The sequence below is a fragment of the Butyrivibrio sp. INlla18 genome (assembly GCF_900103635.1).
Classification (GTDB): domain Bacteria; phylum Bacillota; class Clostridia; order Lachnospirales; family Lachnospiraceae; genus Butyrivibrio.
In genome coordinates this window covers 41,426-62,300 of record NZ_FMXK01000017.1, presented here as the reverse complement: position 1 = coordinate 62,300, position 20,875 = coordinate 41,426, and the positions used below count along the sequence as shown (strand labels likewise).

General features: G+C 39.9%; 21 protein-coding genes. 17 read left to right on the top strand and 4 right to left on the bottom strand.

Annotated features, from left to right (window positions below; genetic code table 11):
* Positions 1-17 precede the first annotated feature (17 nt).
* From BLS24_RS12445 to BLS24_RS12435, 3 genes are all read left to right on the top strand, one after another.
* Positions 18-1,313, top strand: coding sequence for a polysaccharide biosynthesis C-terminal domain-containing protein (locus tag BLS24_RS12445; RefSeq protein ID WP_091759665.1), 1,296 nt, complete (start codon positions 18-20; stop codon positions 1,311-1,313).
* 498 nt (positions 1,314-1,811) lie between these two features.
* A complete protein-coding gene (locus BLS24_RS12440) occupies positions 1,812-1,970 on the top strand; it encodes a rubredoxin (RefSeq protein WP_071175215.1) in 159 nt (52 codons plus the stop codon).
* Between the two features lie 199 nt (positions 1,971-2,169).
* Positions 2,170-3,348: a glycosyltransferase gene (locus BLS24_RS12435; RefSeq protein ID WP_091759662.1), complete on the top strand. Its 1,179-nt coding sequence runs from the start codon at positions 2,170-2,172 to the stop codon at positions 3,346-3,348.
* Between the two features lie 5 nt (positions 3,349-3,353).
* Here BLS24_RS12435 and BLS24_RS12430 read toward each other — a convergent pair whose 3' ends face one another.
* Both BLS24_RS12430 and BLS24_RS12425 read right to left on the bottom strand, forming a co-directional pair.
* Positions 3,354-3,692, bottom strand: coding sequence for a hypothetical protein (locus tag BLS24_RS12430; protein WP_091759660.1), 339 nt, complete (start codon positions 3,690-3,692; stop codon positions 3,354-3,356).
* Positions 3,693-3,808: 116 nt separating this feature from the next.
* Positions 3,809-5,359, bottom strand: coding sequence for a hypothetical protein (locus BLS24_RS12425; protein ID WP_091759658.1), 1,551 nt, complete (start codon positions 5,357-5,359; stop codon positions 3,809-3,811).
* A 212-nt stretch (positions 5,360-5,571) separates the two neighbouring features.
* On the opposite strand from BLS24_RS12425, the gene BLS24_RS12420 reads away from it, so the two are divergent.
* From BLS24_RS12420 to BLS24_RS12385, 8 genes are all read left to right on the top strand, one after another.
* Positions 5,572-6,207 carry a hypothetical protein gene (locus tag BLS24_RS12420; protein ID WP_091759657.1) on the top strand — a complete coding sequence of 212 codons (636 nt, stop codon included), beginning with the start codon at positions 5,572-5,574 and terminating at the stop codon, positions 6,205-6,207.
* Between the two features lie 212 nt (positions 6,208-6,419).
* Positions 6,420-7,571, top strand: a complete 1,152-nt coding sequence (locus tag BLS24_RS12415) for a hypothetical protein (RefSeq protein ID WP_143015183.1) — start codon at positions 6,420-6,422, stop codon at positions 7,569-7,571.
* Between the two features lie 11 nt (positions 7,572-7,582).
* The gene (locus BLS24_RS12410; RefSeq protein ID WP_091759651.1) at positions 7,583-8,035 is read left to right on the top strand and encodes an Imm30 family immunity protein; all 453 of its coding nucleotides are present in this window, start codon (positions 7,583-7,585) and stop codon (positions 8,033-8,035) included.
* Positions 8,036-8,176: 141 nt separating this feature from the next.
* Positions 8,177-9,325: a glycosyltransferase family 4 protein gene (locus BLS24_RS12405; protein WP_242872295.1), complete on the top strand. Its 1,149-nt coding sequence runs from the start codon at positions 8,177-8,179 to the stop codon at positions 9,323-9,325.
* 2 nt (positions 9,326-9,327) lie between these two features.
* Positions 9,328-10,614, top strand: a complete 1,287-nt coding sequence (locus tag BLS24_RS12400; protein WP_091759647.1) for a glycosyltransferase — start codon at positions 9,328-9,330, stop codon at positions 10,612-10,614.
* A gap of 35 nt (positions 10,615-10,649) precedes the next feature.
* A complete protein-coding gene (locus BLS24_RS12395) occupies positions 10,650-11,057 on the top strand; it encodes a sugar 3,4-ketoisomerase (RefSeq protein ID WP_071175224.1) in 408 nt (135 codons plus the stop codon).
* A gap of 4 nt (positions 11,058-11,061) precedes the next feature.
* A complete protein-coding gene (locus BLS24_RS12390) occupies positions 11,062-12,030 on the top strand; it encodes a glycosyltransferase (RefSeq protein ID WP_091759645.1) in 969 nt (322 codons plus the stop codon).
* On the top strand, positions 12,023-13,615 hold the full coding sequence (locus tag BLS24_RS12385; protein ID WP_091759642.1) for a hypothetical protein: 1,593 nt from the start codon (positions 12,023-12,025) through the stop codon (positions 13,613-13,615). Before BLS24_RS12390 ends, BLS24_RS12385 begins: the two co-directional genes overlap by 8 nt.
* A gap of 16 nt (positions 13,616-13,631) precedes the next feature.
* Here BLS24_RS12385 and BLS24_RS12380 read toward each other — a convergent pair whose 3' ends face one another.
* Positions 13,632-15,500, bottom strand: coding sequence for an AAA family ATPase (locus BLS24_RS12380; protein ID WP_330388266.1), 1,869 nt, complete (start codon positions 15,498-15,500; stop codon positions 13,632-13,634).
* 136 nt (positions 15,501-15,636) lie between these two features.
* On the opposite strand from BLS24_RS12380, the gene BLS24_RS12375 reads away from it, so the two are divergent.
* Positions 15,637-16,272: a flavin reductase gene (locus tag BLS24_RS12375; protein ID WP_091759639.1), complete on the top strand. Its 636-nt coding sequence runs from the start codon at positions 15,637-15,639 to the stop codon at positions 16,270-16,272.
* Between the two features lie 285 nt (positions 16,273-16,557).
* On the opposite strand, the gene BLS24_RS12370 is transcribed toward BLS24_RS12375, so the two are convergent.
* The gene (locus tag BLS24_RS12370) at positions 16,558-17,541 is read right to left on the bottom strand and encodes an Abi family protein (protein WP_091759636.1); all 984 of its coding nucleotides are present in this window, start codon (positions 17,539-17,541) and stop codon (positions 16,558-16,560) included.
* Between the two features lie 117 nt (positions 17,542-17,658).
* Here BLS24_RS12370 and BLS24_RS12365 point away from each other — a divergent pair, with 117 nt between their 5' ends.
* From BLS24_RS12365 to BLS24_RS12345, 5 genes are all read left to right on the top strand, one after another.
* The gene (locus tag BLS24_RS12365; protein WP_091759633.1) at positions 17,659-17,847 is read left to right on the top strand and encodes a hypothetical protein; all 189 of its coding nucleotides are present in this window, start codon (positions 17,659-17,661) and stop codon (positions 17,845-17,847) included.
* Positions 17,844-18,401: a rhomboid family intramembrane serine protease gene (locus BLS24_RS12360; RefSeq protein ID WP_091759630.1), complete on the top strand. Its 558-nt coding sequence runs from the start codon at positions 17,844-17,846 to the stop codon at positions 18,399-18,401. Before BLS24_RS12365 ends, BLS24_RS12360 begins: the two co-directional genes overlap by 4 nt.
* A 45-nt stretch (positions 18,402-18,446) precedes the next feature.
* Positions 18,447-18,845 carry a hypothetical protein gene (locus BLS24_RS12355; RefSeq protein WP_091759626.1) on the top strand — a complete coding sequence of 133 codons (399 nt, stop codon included), beginning with the start codon at positions 18,447-18,449 and terminating at the stop codon, positions 18,843-18,845.
* 11 nt (positions 18,846-18,856) lie between these two features.
* Positions 18,857-19,663 (top strand): DUF2238 domain-containing protein, encoded by an 807-nt coding sequence (locus BLS24_RS12350; protein ID WP_091759622.1) that lies wholly within the window; start codon positions 18,857-18,859, stop codon positions 19,661-19,663.
* 121 nt (positions 19,664-19,784) lie between these two features.
* Complete coding sequence (locus BLS24_RS12345) at positions 19,785-20,858, top strand: Fic family protein (RefSeq protein ID WP_091759618.1); 1,074 nt, start codon at positions 19,785-19,787, stop codon at positions 20,856-20,858.
* Positions 20,859-20,875: the final 17 nt, after the last annotated feature.

Genomic DNA, 20,875 nt, shown 5'->3' with positions numbered 1-20,875 from the left:
ATAAGGGTGTTACAGAAATGAAGATTTTAGTTACAGGAGCCAAGGGCTTTGTTGGCAAGAACCTTGTGGAGAATCTCAAGAACATTAGAGATGGCAAGGATAGAACAAGACCAGCGCTCCACATTGAGGGAATTTTTGAATACGATATCGATACAGATCCGCTCCTTTTGAAAGACTACTGCCAGGAGGCGGACTTTGTATTTAACCTTGCCGGCGTCAATCGCCCCAAGGATACCAAGGAGTTCATGGAAGGTAACTTTGGCTTTTCAAGTCAGCTCCTTGATCTGTTAAAAGAGTACAAGAACACCGCACCGATCATGATCTCATCTTCAATTCAGGCTAGCCTTGAAGGCAGATTTGAAGGCTCAGAGTATGGCAAGTCTAAGCTTGCAGGTGAGGAACTTTTCTTTGATTATGCAAAAGAGACTGGCGCAAAGGTGCTAGTTTACCGTTTCCCTAACCTCTTTGGTAAGTGGTGCAGACCAAATTATAACTCAGCTGTTGCTACATTCTGCAACAACATCGCAACAGACCAGCCTATCCAGGTAAATGATCCAAAGACAGAGCTTGAGCTTGTTTACATCGATGACCTTGTGGGCGAGATGCTGGATGCCTTGGAAGGCAACGAGCATACTAGAAAAGAGAGACTTAATGAGGCGGAAGTCAGGGCACTGATGGAAGTTAATGGAAGTGCGGATGAAGGCAATGGGGCAAGTGCTCGTAAGACTGTAGCTGTTGGCGATTCTAGGGAATATTGCTACGTTCCTGTATCTCACAAGGTAACTCTTGGGGAGATAGTGGAGCTTCTTAACAAGTTCAAGGATATGCCTAAGAGCCTCGTGATCCCTGATATCCCAGAAGGCTCTTTTGCTAAAAAGCTCTATTCTACGTACTTATCATACCTGCCAGCTGACAAGATGATCTACGACATCCCAATGGCAGTTGACGAGCGCGGACATTTCACAGAGCTCATCAAGTCACTTAGCTGCGGACAGGTGAGCATCAACATATCCAAGCCAGGCGTGACCAAAGGCCAGCACTGGCACAACTCAAAGTGGGAAATCTTCATCGTTGTGTCCGGTAAGGCACTTATTCAGGAGAGAAAGCTTGGCATCGATCCAGAGACCGGCAAGGAATACCCAGTAGTAAACTTCGAGGTTTCTGGCGACAAAATCCAGGCAGTTCAGATGCTTCCTGGTTACACACACAACATCATTAACCTTTCAGATACTGAGGACCTTGTGACAGTAATGTGGGCAAATGAGATCTTTGATGAGAAGAAGCCTGAGACTTATAGGGAGATTGTGGAGTAAAAGTGAGATTTGATAAGAAGCTTGCGATGACGAAATGAATTGAGAATTGTTATTTTAGCCTAAAGCATATATTTGTGTGCTTTAGGCTAATTTTTTTTACTTGTTTTTTGGGGTGGGGGATGAAGAATTGAACGGGAGTTTAGCCTGATTTAACTTGTTTAATTTGTTTCGGCTAAAGAATTTTTGGTGGTTTCAGAAGTACTATCGCGGAAGATTAGCCTAAAATACTCAATGCAAGTAAAATGAGCTAAAGAAGAGAAAAGCAAGCTCTATTGCAAGCCGAGAAGTTTTAGCCTAAAACGAATCACATTCGTAAAGTAGGATAAGTGCTGAATTAAATGAAACCATAATCATATGTAGATAGCCCGATAAGAGCAAAAACATGATAACCAGAACAATAAAGAACACAATACTATGATATAATAACGATAAGAAATACTCGCAAATTGATTTGCGGCAAATTTACAGTCAAAGCAACAAGATAGGAGGACAAGGCTTATGAAGTACGTATGTAACACATGTGGGTATATCTACGATGAAGTAGAGGGTGATCCAGATAACGGAATAAACCCTGGAACAAAGTGGGATGATCTTCCAGCAGATTTTACTTGTCCACTTTGTGGAGTAGGCAAGGAAGAGTTCTCAGCTCAGGCGTAAAAAATACTTGTTATAATGCTATGAAAGTCACTATTCAGAATTGAGTAGTGACTTTTTTATGCTTCTATATTGCATATTTTTGTAATATGCATTCTAGAAGCATGATTGACAAATATGCATTCAGAACGCATAAGGAAAATAACTTAATAAAGAATTAATAAGTCAGAAAATATGCGCTAGGAATGGTATAATTTTATCTATGAAAAAACTACTCCTTATAAACTCCGTCTTAGGCTATGGCTCTACAGGACGCATTGTTCTAGATATTGCAAAAGAGTATGAGGCAGACGGATACGAAGTTAAAATTGCATACGGCAGGAAAATGAAGGTAAGTGCTGCAGCATTACAGGACACAGCAAAGTACGGCGTGCGCATAGGTAGCGATATGGACGTCTACTATCATGTGCTATATACAAGACTGACTGATAGGCATGGCTTAGCGTCAAAGATGGCAACCAAGAAATTCCTTAAGTGGGCCAGCGAGTATGATCCTGATGTTCTCTGGATGCACAACATCCATGGTTACTACATCAACTACGAGATGCTCTTTGACTGGATCAAGTCAAGACCTCAGATGGAAGTAAAGTGGACACTGCATGATTGCTGGACGTTCACGGGGCACTGCTCACATTTTGCGTATGTGGGGTGCGAAAAGTGGAAATGTGAAGGAACTGATGGACAGAGTGAATGTAGTGAGAAGAGTGGACAGGAATGTAAGGGATGCTATGCTTGCCCACAGCTAGCGCAGTATCCTCAGTCCAAAGCTGATAATAGTAGGGACAATTACCGCAGGAAAAAAGCTGCTTTCACAGGAGTCAAGAATCTTACAATCATAACTCCTTCCCAGTGGCTAAAAGAAAATGTGGAAAAGAGCTATCTTTGTGGATATCCAGTAGAAGTAAAGTACAACACTGTGGATACAGATGTGTTCAAACCAGTAGATAGCACATTTAAAAAAGACAATGGAATTGAAAATAAGAAGATGATCCTTGGAGTTGCAAGCCTTTGGAATGACAGAAAGGGACTTAAGGATTTCTACAAGCTTTCTAGTGAGCTTGATAAAGACAAGTTCCAAATAGTATTGGTGGGGCTTAGTAAAGATCAGGTAGATGAGATTGCGGAAAAGAAGCTTAATATTTTTGGCTTAGAGCGTACCAGCAGCGTAGAGGAGCTCAAAAAGATTTACAGCGCTGCAGATGTATTTGCAAATCCAACCTATGAAGATACGTTCCCTACAGTAAACATGGAAGCTGAAGCCTGCGGAACACCAGTGATCACCTATGATACAGGGGGATGTAAAGAGACAATAAAAAGTCAGGATAGTAAAGTAATTCCGCAGAACGTTGAAGCCCTGCGGAATGCAATTTGTGATATGTAATTAGTTTAAACACTCATGGAAATCTGGAAGATAACAAAGCTATAGATCATCCAGGCAAGAGTAAACGCTACTTCTATTACCAAAAAGACAATGTATCTTGTTGGTAGAGGGGCGTTTATTTTTTGGGTCCTGACGACGTTGATAAGGGCTATGAGTTCGCCGGCGAGAGCTATGACCCAGCCAAAAACCGCTATGATTATCGCACCGGCAAATCCGATTACATAAAGCGGATGATCATTTCCGTCAATTGAATAACCAAGGAAGGCAAGTATTCCTCCTAAGATAATAGTAGCCAGGACCAATACAAGGACCAACAGGCCGTTTCTGATTTTTTTTAAATACATTGATGTCTTTCCTTTCTTGAAGCGTGTAATTTATATATCATCATTCTTGAACATATGGTTAAAGAATGCGCCAACCAGGCTAATTTCAACCTACTTCGTCATGGGGGACTTTTGGATTACTTTGTGGAATTTAGAAATTCCTGATATTTGTCAGCATAGGTCTCCATCCACTCTGTGCGAGGGATAGCACGGCAGCTGGCTTTACCGTAAAAGATTCTTGTCATGTAGTTGTCTACGTTGCCAGGATCAGCAACGATAGGCATGTGCATTAGTGGGCCCTGCTCGTTGTTGATCTCTGGAACTACAACGTCGTCAACGCCAGGCTCTTCCATGAGGTAGCGCTGAAGTGCCATCTGGTCTTTATAGTCAGAAGCCTGACCTGATAAGTAGTAATCAAGACAAATAAAGTCAGTGTAGGTGCGGACTGTAGAGCGGCCTACAACCAAGACGATGAAGGCAAAGATGACAAGTGCAATTCCAAGGAAGGTGTAGCCTCTACTAACAAAGTAGCGAGAAATAAGGTAACCTTCAAAGTAGATGATACTTGCGCTTATGCACAAAGTGTTAACCCAGAAGTTAAAATTGTTGTAGCCGGAAGATGCGTGATTGCCGGCATATAACCTTGGAGCATAGATTGCTGCATTTAGAAGGAACATGACTAGTATAAACAACCAAGGATGAGAGAAGGTTTTCTTAAAGCTTTCCTCATCTTTTTCTTTTGCAGCTTTTAGGTGGGCAAAAGAGATTATGGCAATTGCAATAAACATGATAAGCACAAAGCTCTTTTGATCAGCAAAGCTCTTGATAGCATCGGTGACAGAAAAAGTAATTGATTCCCAAACAGTAGATAAAATGCCGCCTGTAGGAGCCGCGCCGTCAGCGATGTCTGAAGCGCTGCGGACTGCGTTACCTGGGGCAATCATGCTGATAGCAAGACCAACAAGCTCAAGAACAAGTGGCACAAAAAGCATGAAAATTCGCTTATCACGAACTTTATTAAGTACAAATCCAGCGAGCCACAGCAAAAATACTGATAACAAAAGAAGTAAGGCAGCAGGATAGGTTGCGCCGCCAATTAGGGCAGCTACGATAGATAGCCACACAAGATCTGAAATCTTGTGAGAAGATAAGAACTTGTCACCAAGGACGATTCCCACAAGAGCAAGGCACATAGGCATTGCGTAGTGGATAGAGCCAACCCACCAGAAGAAGGCGGACTTTTGGGATGGAACAAGCTGGAAAACAAAGAGCATGTATATAAGACTAAGCTCCAGGTAAAAGAGTCCATCTATGCCGAAATGTCTTTTGATAAAGTGATAGGAAAAGTAGGTGAAGCTCGCAACCTGCATGATCACAAAGATATAGGGCACGATCACATAGGCTGAGTCTGAGAAAACCTCTGGGTGAAGGCAGAACAAGAAGCAGTCAAACCAGGTGCCCTGCCAGGTGTGCCAGATAGAAACTGTGGTGCGACCAGCAGCTGTGATAGCTGCCCAAACAGAACCAGAACTTAAGAAAGCCAATCGTGATGCGGCGCCGTAGTTGTAGTCATCACCTGATGCGGTGTCAAAGCCAGCAACAACAAATATAGGAATAAGCGAAATCACGAAGATGATCGTCAAGAGCCATGTGAATAATTTTTGATGTTTATAGAAAAAGTCAGACATAAAAATCTCCCTCAAAAACCTGATGTATTACCACTAAATTCTAGCATACCATTATGCATCGTGCCATGAGTAAATATCTGAGCCCTAGCGAAGGGGAAGATGCTCATTTTATTGTAAAAGTTCTTGATTTACAAGGCTTAACCATGTTAAATTATTAAAAAATATTACACATATTACGTGATAAGAAATAATATCCAATAAAGGAAAGCAAAATGCCTCACGACAAATTTTTTGAAGCATCAGGTGGCGGATATACCCCGCAGACATTTAAGACAAACAAGACCAACTGGCTTGATAGATTTAACGCATACAACTTTGACGAAATGCAGAAAGTATCTACATACTTTTCAAATGTCTTATCAGCGATGGAAGATGCAAACGAAGCCATTGAAAGTTCCGGAATAGAAGGAATAAGTAAGATAAAACTTGCCTTTGATTACTCTGATACGAAAGCTCTAGAAGAAAAAAGAGAGAACTTAAGTGACTTTTCTGGTGGAGTTTATGATGACGCTGAGAAGCTCATAGAAGATCCATTCCACGTAAGGATATATGAGCTTATGAGATCCACGCAGGAACATAAGACAATGCCTGTCACATATATGGGTAATACAATAGAGATTCCTTTTGAGCATTCGTCTCCACAGAGTATCTTTGCGTGGATGATGTATTCTTTGGAGAATACAGATATCGATGACATACTATATACAGGTGATGAGAGAAAAGATGAGATTATCCGTGAGTACATGACTTACGACATGAGAACTGGAACTTATGGATTTATGTATCAAAGCTGGAGGCTTTTGGAAGGGGAGCAGAAAATAATGCACTTCTCATACCTAGAGCTTTAACTAATCTTTGCATAAAACTTGATTCAGACAAGGCACAAAGCGTAGATATTAGAAACATAGACGAGCGTTTAAAATTATATGAAGAGAAGATTTCTGAAAAAGAAAGGAACTATCATGATGATCCTTTAAGTCCTCTTTGCGAAATGGTCAATCCTTCTGATGAAAACAGCAATTATTTAAAGTTACATCGTCCATATTTGCCGGATGATGAATTGGAAGATCTCAAGAATATATATTATTCATATGCAACATACTGTAAGGATCAATCCGCAGAACTATTGATTACGGATGAGATGTTAAATAAGCTCGACGCTATCAGAAAACTGCTAGAAAGAGCTGACGTGCAATACTTAATGGAATCTGGCTATACTGAGGAAAACGAAAAGATAGAGCTAGCTAGAAATCAACATCCAAAGTGGTTCAAAGGTGGAGAGATTGCAAGTGACGCAGTATTGTACTGGGCTTTGGCACCAGAAATTGGAGCGGAAAGAGTCTTAGGTAAAAAGACATTTGAAGAAGCTGCAAAAACCTTTGGAAAGAATGTTGCTAAAGGTATGGCACTTGATGTTGCTATAAAGGATATTCCGGCTGCGACATTATCCTTTGCAAGCGGACAGGATATTGATACAGTGCTCTATAATTTTGGTGGAGCGTTAGAAACAGATCTTGTTGGAAATTCAATCGGTGAATTTGTTGGCATTGGATTTGATGCGGCATTGAGTGCGGTTAAGAGTACTATCAGAGAATCTGCTAGTGAAACTTTTGAGAGTTCCTGTAAAACTGTTCAGAGTGCAGGGAATGAATTAGAGGAGATAGCTTTAGAAAAAAACATAGATAATATTCCTACTGATAACACCGAAAAAATTGACATATTTGCAGAAAAATCAGGTGTAGGGGATGCTTCAAAAAATGCAAAACAGGGCAATTCTGGGGATGCTACACAAAAGATTGCATATTTTGATAAGGCAGGTTCATTATTACCGGCAGAAGGTAAAATTGGTTCTTATAAAGAATTGATAAAGCAAGGAAAACGAGGAGATAATATAACTCCACATCATATGCCTTCATGTGAATATGCAAATAAAATGGGCGTAAGCAAAAATGATGGTTTATGCATGAATATGGAAATGTATTATCCTGGCAAAGGAGGAAGACATAGACTTACATATACGTATGGGAATAACATGACAAATATTCAAAAACAGATGTACTACGAACTATCACCGAGGGATGCTTTGACTTTTGATTTAAAAGATATAAAAAGAATTTATATGCAGCAAGGCTTATATGATGATATTCGACCTCAAATTCGAGAGTATATAGATGAGAGTATGCGGAGATGGCCAAATATATATGAAAAATAGGAGACGCTGTAATGAAAAATGAAATAATAGATGCTTTAAAACAGAATAGATTGTTGAGAAATCAGAAAGAAATTCGCATTTTTGAAAATGCATTAGAAAGATTAGCTTTTGACTATTCAGAGGATGATATTGCAGAAATATGCGAAATATTTGATGATGACACTAACGATACAGAAGTGATGTTTGGAATGGTTCATTTATTAGAAACGATTTCTACAAAGAAAGCATATTTAAATACTATATATGGAATAGTGTCAATGTACAAGAAAGCGCCGGAATGGGCAAAGACTATATTGTATAGATGTTTGAATGATGACTGTTCCGTTGAAATGATTAAGCAATTATATACTAATTTACCACAGAAAATTAAAATTTCTTTCAGTGAAATACTTGAAACTATTAAGAACGAAGATAAAGATATGTTTGGTGACGCAATTGACAGAATTATGTTTGGTACAAATTGATGATAAACGCTAATGTTCTTAGCAGATGCTAGGAAGACTCAGGCTCAAATCATGAAGGAGAAGATTGGTAGATTCAGGAGGAAGTAGCAATATTGCCACGAAAATGGCGACAAACTAAAAAACCATGATATAATCGGTTAGATGGATAATAGATATAAGAATAAAGAAAAACTTAACATAGCAATGCTGGGACAAAAGCGCGTTCCATCTAGGGAAGGCGGCGTTGAGGTTGTGGTGGAGGAACTCTCCACAAGGATGGCAGCCCTGGGGCACAAGGTGACTTGTTTTAACAGGTCAGGGCACCACGTGGCAGGACAGCAGTACGACAACGACGTAACAGGTGAGTACAAGAAAGTCAGGCTCGTAAATGTTCCAACGATCAACAGGCGAGGCTTTGCGGCAGCCACCTCGTCTTATTTTGGCGCCATAATGGCGGCCTTCGGACCATATGATATCGTGCATTTCCACGCAGAGGGACCTTGCGCAGCCATGTGGATTCCCAAATTATTTGGTAAAAGATGCATCGCAACCATCCACGGCCTTGACCACAAGCGCCAGAAATGGGGACGCCTTGCCAGCAGATACATCATGGCTGGTGAAAAAGGCGCAGTGAAGCATGCTGACGAGATCATAGTCCTTAGTAAGAGCGTTCAGGACTATTTTCAGAATAAATATGGAAGGAAGACAGTCCTTATTCCAAACGGTGTTAACAGGCCTGTTACCGTACTTCCAACTCAGATTGAAAAGAAATATGGTCTTCAGAAAGACGGATATTTTTTGTATCTTGGAAGGCTTGTGCCAGAGAAGGGGCTTGAATACCTGATCAAAGCCTACAAAGATCTTGATACTGACAAAAAGCTCGTTGTTGCAGGCGGCAGCAGCGACATGAAGGAGTTTGAAGATAAGATCCATGGACTTGCAAAGGGCGATGACAGGATCATCTTTACTGGATTTGTACAGGGTAGGATTTTGGCGGAGCTTCTTAGTAACGCATATACCTACGTTATTCCGTCAGATCTTGAGGGCATGCCACTTACTCTTTTGGAAGCTATGAGCTATGGCAACTGTTGCCTCACATCGGACATTCCGGAGTGCACCGAGGTTGTGGAGGATAGAGCAATCTCTTTTCACAAGGGCGATGTGACAGATCTTCGTAGTAAGTTAAAAGAGCTGGATGAAAGCCCGGAGAAGGTTGCACAGTACAAGGAAAAGGCTGCGGAGTTCATCTGCGGCAAGTACAACTGGGACAAGGTTGTGGAAAAGACGCTGGAACTCTATAGGGGCGTGTAAATATGCGATATTTGATGGTGAACAAATTCCTCCACCCAAACGGCGGATCGGAGACATATATATTTAAGCTTGGCGAAGCACTTGTGAAAAAAGGCCACGAAGTCCAGTACTTTGGCATGGAGCATGAGGGAAGGATCGTTGGAAACAAGGCTGAGAGCTACACTTCCGACATGGATTTCCACGGAGGCAGCAAGCTAAAAAAGCTGACTTATCCAATTAAGACGATCTACAGCAGCGAAGCTAGGAAGAAGATAAGAGTCGTTCTCGATGACTTCAAGCCAGATGTGGTGCACCTTAACAACTTTAATTATCAGCTGACACCTTCCATTATCCTGGAGGTTGTGAAGTGGAGAAAAGAGACTTCTCGTGAGTGCAAGATTCTTTTTACAGCCCACGATTACCAGCTCCTGTGCCCAAACCACATGTTCAATAATCCGGCAACTCACGAAAACTGTGAGAAGTGCATCGGCGGCAAGTTCGGCAATTGTATCAAGGGCAAGTGCATCCACGGCTCAACAGCTAAGTCCGTTGTAGGCGCCATGGAAGCTGAAGTTTGGAAGCTTAAGGGAACCTACAGATATATCGACAAGATCATCTGCTGCTCAGAATTCATGAAGACCAAGATGGACACAAATCCTGTATTTGCGGGAAAGACCGTGGCCATGCACAACTTCGTAGAGCATGTAGAAAATGGTCCACAGGGACGGGGTTCCTGGTCCATTTCCGAAAATGAGCCCCAACCTCCGTCCCTAGGGCTCAAATACGTCCTGTACTTTGGCCGTTTTTCCAAGGAGAAGGGCGTGCGAACTCTCATAGAAGCAGCAAAAAAGCTTCCGGAAGTGAAGTTTCTTTTTGCAGGAGCAGGAGAGTACGCTGAGCAGATAGAGGCTCTTCCTAATGCCGAGAACCTTGGCTTTAAATCGGGAAAAGAGCTGGATGACTTGATATCAAATGCGCTGTTCTCAGTATGTCCTTCTGAGTGGTATGAAAACTGCCCATTCTCAGTAATGGAGAGTCAGGAGAGACTTACACCAGTGCTGGGCGCGAGAATCGGTGGAATTCCTGAGCTTGTAGAAGACGGCAAGACAGGGTGGCTCTTTGAGAGTGGAAATGCAGAGGAGCTGGCGGAGATCATCGGTAATATCTGGAAAAAGACAGCGGAAAAGACTAGTGATAGCAAAGCACAAAGAGACGATAGATTTAATCTGATCCAGATCAAGGAAAAACTCCAGAACTTAAATCGCCCTGACGCAGATGAATATGCGAATTGGTTGATATCTATGTTATAATCTATAGGAATTGATAATTTGTTTTAGGAGTAACTATGCAGGTAGTTAAATATATGTTCCAGCCCCACGGCGACGAGAGAGGTCAGCTGGTGGCGCTTGAAGAGTTCAAAGACATACCATTTCAGATAAAAAGAGTTTACTACATGTACGACACCATTGATGGCGTCACAAGAGGTAAGCACGCTCACAAGAAGCTCGAGCAGATCCTCATTTGTATCCACGGAAGCTGCAAGGTTAGACTTGATAACGGTGTGGAGAAAAAGGTAGTGCCTCTTGAAAAGCCTTATGAAGGCCTTTACATTGCCAATAACATGTGGCGCGAGATGTACGACTTTTCACCAGATGCAGTTCTCATGGTGCTTGCGTCAGAGCTCTACGATGAGAGCGATTATATCAGGGACTACGACGAGTTCCTTAAGATGGTAGAGGAAGAAAAGAAGTAATAATATGTCAGAAAAACAGATAGATGTGAGCATTTATATGCTCACATATTTTCATGAAAAATATATTCGTCAGGCCATTGAGAGCGTCCTTGCTCAGAAGACTCAGTACACCTATGAGCTCGTGATTTCCGACGACTTCTCCCAGGACGGCACAAGGGATATCCTCAAGGAGTACGCTGAGAAATATCCTGACATCATCAGGGTGAACCTCAACGAGCAGAACGTTGGAATCCCAGCAAACATCTACAAAGCTCGCTCAATGTGTAGGGGCCGCTATATCACAGCTCTTTCCGGGGATGATTACTGGATCAATGACCAGAAGATCGAAACTGAGGTCAAGTTCCTGGATGAGCATCCCCAGTACGTTGCAGCATTCAACGCAATCGAGCTTAGAATGGACGATTCAACCGTTGCCTACGACATCGTGCCAAGAGATAAGTCTCAGCTCAACAGAGAATATTCCATAAAAGACTATGAGAAATGCGAACCTCTCGGAACACACGGATTCTTTATGCGTAACTACTTCCTTACAGAAGAAGGCAGAGAGTACTTCGCTCAGGCTCAGCAGATCAGTAAATTCGTAGACGACGCAGTAGATGAAGTATTGATCTTGAAGAAAGGCCCAGTCTACATCCTTGACATCGTAACTGACGCTCACCGTGTAGTAAGTTCAGAAGGGGATAAAAAGAACTATAACTCCCGCTACTCTCGTCTTGAGAAGTTCGGCCATCACATCGGCCTTCTCAACGGCATGAGTGAGAGATGGGGAGATGAGATAGATTTCTCTGGATGGTACGCAGAGTATTACGCTACAGGATTTTTAAGCATGCTTGTTAGCAGAGATTTCAAGGGCTATAAAGAGATCATGGCAACAATTCCAGATAGATATAAGGGAATCTTCTGGAAGGCGCTTCCAAAGATGTTTAGCTTTGTATTTAATAGATTTAAACGCGTGGGGAAAGATAATGTTTAGAGGAAAAAAGATTTCACCAGTCGAGGTTTTAATAGTTACACTATTATCCACGATAGCGGTATTTGGGGTACTTTGCTTTCTTGGAACGCTTACTTCAGGCTGGCACCTTGTAGATGACCACGAATTTCTGGAAGTCACCTACATGTTCAAATATCAGGACAAGTCCCTGTTTGACGTTATAAAATGGGCACTTTCCTGGGATTCAAAGACCAGAAACAGATTTTTATACTATCCATTTAGGATTTTCGTATGTTGGCTCGTTGGAGCTGATCCATTTGTTTTATCGATCATAAAAGGAATTGAAGTAATAGTCCTTCTTGTTCTTCTTTACGCCTGCGGCAAAAAGATAACAGGTTCATTTGGTTTCTCATTACTTTTTTCATTAACATGTATGGTTGGATATCAGAGCGCAATCTGGTGGAAACTAGGTCCTGAGCACGTTCAGGCAGGCATCTGTTTTGCGGTAGCATTTTTAACACTTCTTAAATGGTTAGAAATTCCTACCAAGAAGATATACGCTATCATCAGCATAATTTTTGCAGTAGCCATGGGCTTTTTCCACGAGTCCTTTGTACTGGTAATGCCATTTTTAGCTCTTTTCCCAATATATGAAAAGATCCGTGAAAAGAGCTCTACTCTAAAAGAACTTATAAAGGCAGCAAAGACAGAATGCAAGGGCATCTGGTGGTATACCATAACACTTATGACATGCTGCATGGCAGTTCTCCTTAGTATCGTAGTAAGACTTGGCTTAAACAGCTATGACCCAGTTAGCTTTGATTCACATACATCAATCTATCAGTATGTTATGACCTTCAAAGAGTCCCTTACTGACGGGCTCAGATGGTATTGGATTTTTGGAATCGTGCTGATTGGCATCATCCTGACCTATTATGACGAGGTAAAGAGCAGGTGGCTGGATGTGATCATGCTTTTGATCTTCGCGCTTCCTCAGTTTGCACTTTATAGCAAAGAAGGAATTGCAGAAAGATACATAGTTCCTATTGTTTTTGGAATTGCAATGTTCTATATTCTTTTTGTATATAGAAATGGTTTCCTTGATGGTGGCAGAAAAAAGACCTATGTAACAGTGCTTATCATCATGCTACTTCTTAATGCCAGAGGCATGACAGTTGAGGGTGACTATTATAGATTTCGCGGGGAGTCAGTAACAAATGCGTTAGAAGTTACTGAGGACCTTACGGATAGAGGCTACAATGTTATGTGTTGCCTAGGAAATGCTAATCCTGAGGCGGATTGGACAGTAAGCATGTATCAGAAGTCTCATGGCAAGCCGGATGTCTTTTACCTGGATACGGAAAAGGGCATGGCTACAGATGTGAGACCTATGGAAAAAGATGAAAATGCTAATCTCTATGATGTTGCAGATATGGACGTAATCTACGCCTACAACCGCGACGACAGGCATTTTGTGATAGAGCCTAACATAGATTTTTCTGATTATGTGCAAAAGAAATGTGGAAGTATCGACATCTACTTCAAAAAGGAAGTAGTAGATGAGATAGGCGAAGAGTATCTGGATAACTTAAGCGTAAAACCTACAATTTACGGCATTGGGGGATAACCCAATGCCGTTTTTATTAGCCAATAAGCACTTTCTTGCCCTCAAAGGCAAAGCCATAGTGGTGTATGTCTTTCTTTGAGATGCCATTTGCAATCAGCTGAGCATCATATTTCTTTTCTTTTATCTGTTCTAGAGCTTTCTGAACCGTATCCGCTAAATCTTTTTCATCATCAGGGTCGTGGACCTTGAATTCTAGAACATAGGCTGGGAGACCATTAACTCTAGGCTCTAGGCATACATCATATCTTCCAAAGCCACTTTCCCTATTAGAAGTGATGATATATCTGTCAGCAAGATCCACCATAAGTCCCAATATGAAGCCGTGATAGAATCTTTCGGGCTCATATTTCTCAGAAGCCCTTCCGCCCACATCAAATATTGAGAAGGTGTTCAGAGCAACCTCGTTCATGAAGCGGTTCATATATTTCACATCATTAAGTAAAAGAGCTTTGATAAAGTCGTTATATTTAATATCGCTTCCCTCAAACCAGCGTTTTATCATGTTCTCAAAAGCGTGACGAACCTCAAGATTTGTAAGAGAAACCATATATCTCCTGCGGATACCAAGATCGCCCACATCAGAATCAATCTTAAGGTAGCCAGATGCTAGGAGCATACTGAATATTCCTGATTCATTTTTATCTATAAGGTTAAAGACAACTTCTTCATCAATGAGCGCTTCAATGGATTCGCCGTTTAAAAGGCTCTCCATGGCTCTTTTGACATCAACGCTACCTTCACGTATGAGTTTCTCAACTAGGGAGTTCTCACTAGTGTTGGCCCAGTAGTTATTGAGAACGCCTGAATCCAGATACTGAGTGACGGACCATGGATTGTAGATGTCACGGGCGTTACCAATCCTGAAGCCGTCATACCACTCTTTTACCAAAGGAAATGCTGAGCCTAGGCCGTGTCTTGATAATTCATGGCGAACTTCCTCTTCAGTGAAGCCAAAATCAGTATCGTAGCTAGCATTTATCATAGTGTCGACCTTGAGATTGTTGAGATCAGAGAAGATAGACTCCTTGCTGACTCTGGTAATACCGGTCATGATAGCCCTTTCAAGGTAAGGATTAGTCTTGAAGGTTGAGTTGAAAAGACTCCTGATAAATCCTGTCATCTCGTTCCAGAATCCATCAACATAGGCTTCATGTATAGGTGTGTCATATTCATCCAAAAGAACTATGGCCTTCTTGCCATAATATTTGTACATGAGCTCGCACAGGAATCTGATGGATTCGGCAGCAGTTGCATCCGACATGTCATAGCCAATCTTGTTCCAAAACTGGAGATCTAGATCTGTAACAGAAGGAGCGTCCATAAGATGCATGTTGTCACGATAGAGAGCTACAAGTGTCTGAATAATCTGTTCTCTAGCGGTCTCATAATTTTTGCCCTTAACAGATGCAAAGCTTATGAAAAGAACTGGATACTGATTGCAGAGCTTTCTATAGGAGGGAGAATCCCAAATGGAAAGTTTACTAAAAAGCTGGCTTCCATTTTGATATTTGTTTGAAAAGAAATGATCCAACATGCTAAGGTTCAAAGTCTTGCCAAATCGTCTGGGTCTGGTAATAAGAGTTACAACATCCGCATTTTCCCACCACTTTTTGATAAAGCTGGTCTTATCAACGTAAAAGTAGTTGCTCTCAATGATTGTTGCAAAATCTTGATTGCCAATGGATATCTTGCCATATGTAGGAGTATCCTCCATAAGGACATTCTCTATAGCCTCTATAGTAGAGTATCTGGGAGATTCAACTTTTCCGCCAAGTATCTTTTGGACAGAACTCAAGGAAACGCCTGACTTCTGGGCAATCTCTTCATATGTAAGCTTTGAAGCTTTCTTTTTCTTTTGTAGTTCTTGAATCTTAGTACTTGCCATAACAATCTCCGAAAAGTAGCAAAATGCAATTTGCGTAAATAAATAATAGCATAATATTGCAATTTTTAAAATGGTAAAATTGCATTATAATATACTTAACACTAACTCGAATTGTTTTCAGAAAGGAGCATCTACCATGAATACCAAAGCAATGTACAAGTTATCTTACGGATTATTCGTTTGCACTGCAGTGCAAGGCGCCAAGATGAATGGCTGCATCACTAACACCGCAATGCAGGTGGCTTCAGAACCAAACAGAATCTCAATTGCCATCAACAAGGCAAACTACACCCATGACATGGTAAAAGAGACTGGTGCCTGCAATATTTCTGTTCTCAGTAAGGATGCTTCTTTTGATATATTCAAGCACTTCGGATTTCAGTCTGGACGTGATGTAGATAAATTCGCACCAGAACTTTTAAAAGATATCGCATATAAGCTTGCAGATAATGGCATTCCATATATCACAACAGGAACTAGTGCTTATTTCTCATTAAAGGTAGACCAAGAAGTAGACCTTGGTTCACACACACTTTTCATTTGCGAACCAACTGCTATGGAAGTGCTATCAGATACTCCATCCTGCACCTACGAGTACTATCAAAATGAAATCAAGCCAAAGCCAGAAAAGGTTGGTACAACAGTCAAAGGTGAACCAGTTTGGAGATGTACAATTTGCGGTTATGAATACGTCGGTGAAGATCTGCCAGATGACTTTATCTGTCCAATATGCAAGCATGGAAAAGAAGATTTTGAGAAGCTAGTTAGATGATTCAATAGAAATAAAAAAAGGAGATGGTTTCCCGTCCATCTCCTTTTTTCTTCGTGTCATTGATAACTAGAATGATATAAATGTTTGTTTTTGAGAGAAGTAAATGAATCGTGATATTTCATTTACTCAGTACGAAACATCGATATAATATTATCAAAAAGAAATTTTGTCAAGAATTTTTTGCAAAAAAATAGGACGTTGCCATGGCACCGCCCCGTCAAAGCATTACTGCTTTTTATGTTACTTAGATTGTAACCTTAATGTTTATGATTTGTCAATGTTATGTTACATATAGTGGTCAATAATCTTGCAACAATAGTGATATGAGGTGATAAGAATATTATTATTTTTGTAAAATTCTTTGCTCTGCGTGAATCGTTTGGTGAATAATTCATAAAGCTCATCTGATCTGTGCTTTTTTATGTTACCTTGCACAACTTTGTCATAAAGATAAATTAGTGCAGTAAACTCAAGAAGTGTTCTACTCGACAATTTTTTCTGACGCTGAGAAGTTGTAATACTTGGAATGTGTTTTACAGCCAAGGTTATTTCTTGGGACGGAATACATGCTCCAGTAGTCAGATGGCACAACAAACATACATCATGAGATGCACCATTTCTTAAGCTTCTTACGAGATTTAAGGTACTCCAAGATGCTGGTAAATCGATGTTTCTAGTTTTGCAATAATATTTATAGAATTCTAACAAATCACCAAAAGTTAAGCATTCGATCAAAACCCAAGCGGGACAATCATTATAGGAAGTAATTGTTGAGATATTTTTTCCTGTTGTTTCATCATGGTTAGTGGTTATAGTAAAATATTTCTGTATTAAATTCCCAGTATGAGGAGAACATATTGAGCGTTCTAGGTTTTTGAGCACATATTTATGTGAATCCAGGAAGTGTTCTACTATGTCATAACCGTCAGTTGTAGGATCATTGTCGATTAGTTTGAGTAGCATCATACATAAACTATGTTCTATGTCGGAACACATTTTTTTTACAAGAAATCTATAATGCATATCCAAAACTGACAGTTCTTGTAAATAAGCAAAATCAAGATTCATGTATTTTCCTTTGTTTTCTCCACTCTGGTATTTTGGATAAATGAATCTATAACATGCAGTTCTTAAATAGTTATTATGATCAGTTAGAAAATCAACAGCGTCGTTCTCACTTGTATAGTTAAAGGATATTCCTTTTTCATCCTTCATTCTATGTACCAATTGATAAGGATTTAATTTTGGCTTATGATCTTTGTTGCTCATGTGTTTCTTAAGCCCTTTCGGATTATAGTATTATAATTATAGTTATTGAAATTAGAACTGTAAATATTGTCAGAATAAGCGAATGTAATAATATGTCATTATATTGGAGGTACAATAATGAAAAAGAACAACTTACTATACATTGCATTTGGAGTATTAGTGATCTTAGTAGGAATTTTTGCAATATGCACAGCCCAAACTTCAAGAAATCCTATTAAATCTACATTGCGTGGAATTGCAATGATAATCGCTGGAATAGCTGTAATAGTATTCACTATCATAGAGCAGGTGCAGAAAAAGAAATGATGAATTCTCCAGTTACAACAATCATAATCCTGATCAACATTGCCATATTCGGCCTCGTAAATACCAAGAAACTAGATGTAGGTAGCCTTGGCTCATCCTACATGATGACAATCCAAAATCACCAGTACCACCGCGTCATCACCAGCGCCTTCACCCAAAGAGAGGTCATGCACCTTTTTTGCAACATGTACTCCCTCTACAACATAGGCACAACTCTGGAACGTGCTCTGGGAAAAGAGCTGTACATACTCTTCTACGCACTCATCATGGTGGTAGGTGGTCTACTATCCGCCAGGATAAAGAAAAAGAAAAGTCCCTTCACCTTATCCATTGGAGCCTCAGGCGTTCTCTGTGGACTTTTTGGAATCTACATGGTCATAGCCTTTAGCATGTGGGGATTTGCTGGGATAAGATCAATGGTACCAACAATTGTCATTCTGGTAGCCATGACACTGTCGCCAAAGATTGATTCTGTAGGGCATTTCACAGGTCTTTTAACAGGGCTTATCTGCGGATTAGTGGTTGTGAATATGTATAGTTTTGTGGCATATTAAGTCAAAAGAGATAATGGAACATTTTTAATAGAGGAGGTACATATCATGAAGAAATCAACTTGCGAAAAAATACACACCTTGATTCTGAAGCTTCCGAGCTTTTTGGAAAAGGTAGTAGCTGCCATATTGCTGGTAGGCGTCGTCTATAGCTGCATTCAGCTGGCGATGCACGTATTTACCTTCTCAAGCCTTGACTTTGGCATATATGTGGAAGACATATTAGTAACTGCTTTCAATGCAGTTATCGTCATAGAGTTCATACGTATGCTGGTCAAACACTCCATGAATACAGTTGTAGAGGTCCTGATCTTTGCCATTGCCAGATCTCTTGTGGTTGGTCATGAAAAGACCTTGGAAACACTTGTAAGTATAGTGTGCATTGCTATATTACTGGCGTGTAGGAGATTTTTGTTCCATGATTTTGATTTTAAAGAGGAGGAGTAAGGAACAGGAAAATGAAGATACTCGATTATAAAAATTCCCTTGTAAACAGCTACAAACAGAATAAGAAAACCTTTATTTTTTACCTCGTTTTGCGAGGACTGGTAATCCTTACACTTATAAGGTGCATTTTTACCAGAAATTATGAAAGCGCAGCAATATGTGTTTTATCTTTATTGCTGTTTTTACTGCCGGCATTTTTGCAAAAGCAGATGAAGATAGAGTTTCCACCGCTTTTTCAGGCTATCATTTTTGGATTCATCTATGCTGCGGAAATTCTCGGAGAGGTAGATCATTATTATGTGATTATTCCCGGTTGGGATACCATGCTCCACACTATCAATGGATTTTTGTGTGCGGCAATAGGCTTTTCACTCATTTATCTGTTAAATCGCGGGAGTAAACATTTTAATCTATCACCGTTTTATCTGACCTTGGTAGCCTTCTGCTTTTCCATGACAGTAGGAGTAATATGGGAATTCTTTGAGTTTACTATGGATCAGTTTTTTGCCCTTGATATGCAAAAGGATTTTATAGTGCAGGAAATTGGTTCAGTGACACTTGATCCCAACAATAGTGGGATGCCTTTTGTAATCAGGGACATCACTGATACTGTAATAAACACAGCTGATGGTAAAACATATGCTGTAAATGGTGGATATCTTGATATCGGCATTATCGATACAATGAAGGATCTGTTGGTAAATCTTGTAGGGGCAGTTGTTTTTAGCATCATTGGTTATAGTACGTTGAAGTTTTCAAAGAAATCGGCTATAGCGGACAATCTTATGATTAAACCAGTTGATAAAAGCGAAGATTAGTGTCATATGTCCAAAGCTCTAGAAGAGAAAAATCACTGTTTTTTATAAAAACAGTGATTTTTTTGTGCGCAAAGTGTATAATTACACATATAAAGTGAAAAAATAGGATAGGAGATTAAAATTGACACCATATATTGCAAAAAAAATGCCATTAGAATACGAGGTTGATAAAGAACTGTTAAAACTAACATCTGAAGCCAATACGAAATATGGAGAGTATAAGGCTATGCTTAATACTCTTGAATTTGATGCGTCATATTTTTTGGATTCTGTCATACTAACTGAAAGCTATAAATCCACACAGATTGAAGGAACGCAGATTTCTCAGGACGAGATGTATTATCTAAAATACATGGAGAAAAATGATGATAGTAAAGAAATACAGAATTTAAAAAAAGCAATTTCATTTGCAGAAGAAAATTTAGACAATGGAATTAACTATGAACTAGTAAACCACATGCATGAGATATTACTTGATAGTGTTAGAGGGTCAGAAAAGACTCCTGGAAAGATAAGGACTACACAGAATTGGATCGGACCAAGGGGGTGTGATATTGATAACGCCACTTTTGTTCCGCCAATTCCAGAAGAAGTATATGGGCTTTTGATGAATTTATATGAATATATGAATAATCTGTATGTGGATCCATTTTTGATAAATGTTGCTATATCACATGCTCAATTTGAAACAATCCACGCGTACAAAGATGGTAACGGAAGATTGGGACGAGCACTTATTCCAGTTCAGATGGCAGTTTTGGATGAGACAATGCCAATATTGTTTTTGTCAGAAATAATCGAGTTATATAAACCTTCTTATCAGCGTAATTTAATGGAACTGAGGAGAGGTAATGTTATAGGCTATATTAAGTTTTTTTTACAGTGTGTAATAGATCAATGTACATCATATGTATACAAGATTGACCGAATAAAAAAGATCTATAAAGAAGACATGGAAACTATAAAGAAAATAAAGGGCAATTCTGTTTATAGGATTATGCCAGCAATTAGCAAACAGATCGTATTTACCAAGAAGGAAATCGTAGAATCATCTGGAGTATCTGTAAATGCTGTTTCTAAAATTATAGACCAGCTAGTTGATCTAGGAATATTGATTAAAGACACTAGTGTTATGAAAAAGGGCTATAGGTATCAAAAGATTTATGAAATATTTGTGGCAGATAGCTCTGTGTAATATTGGATATTTAGACA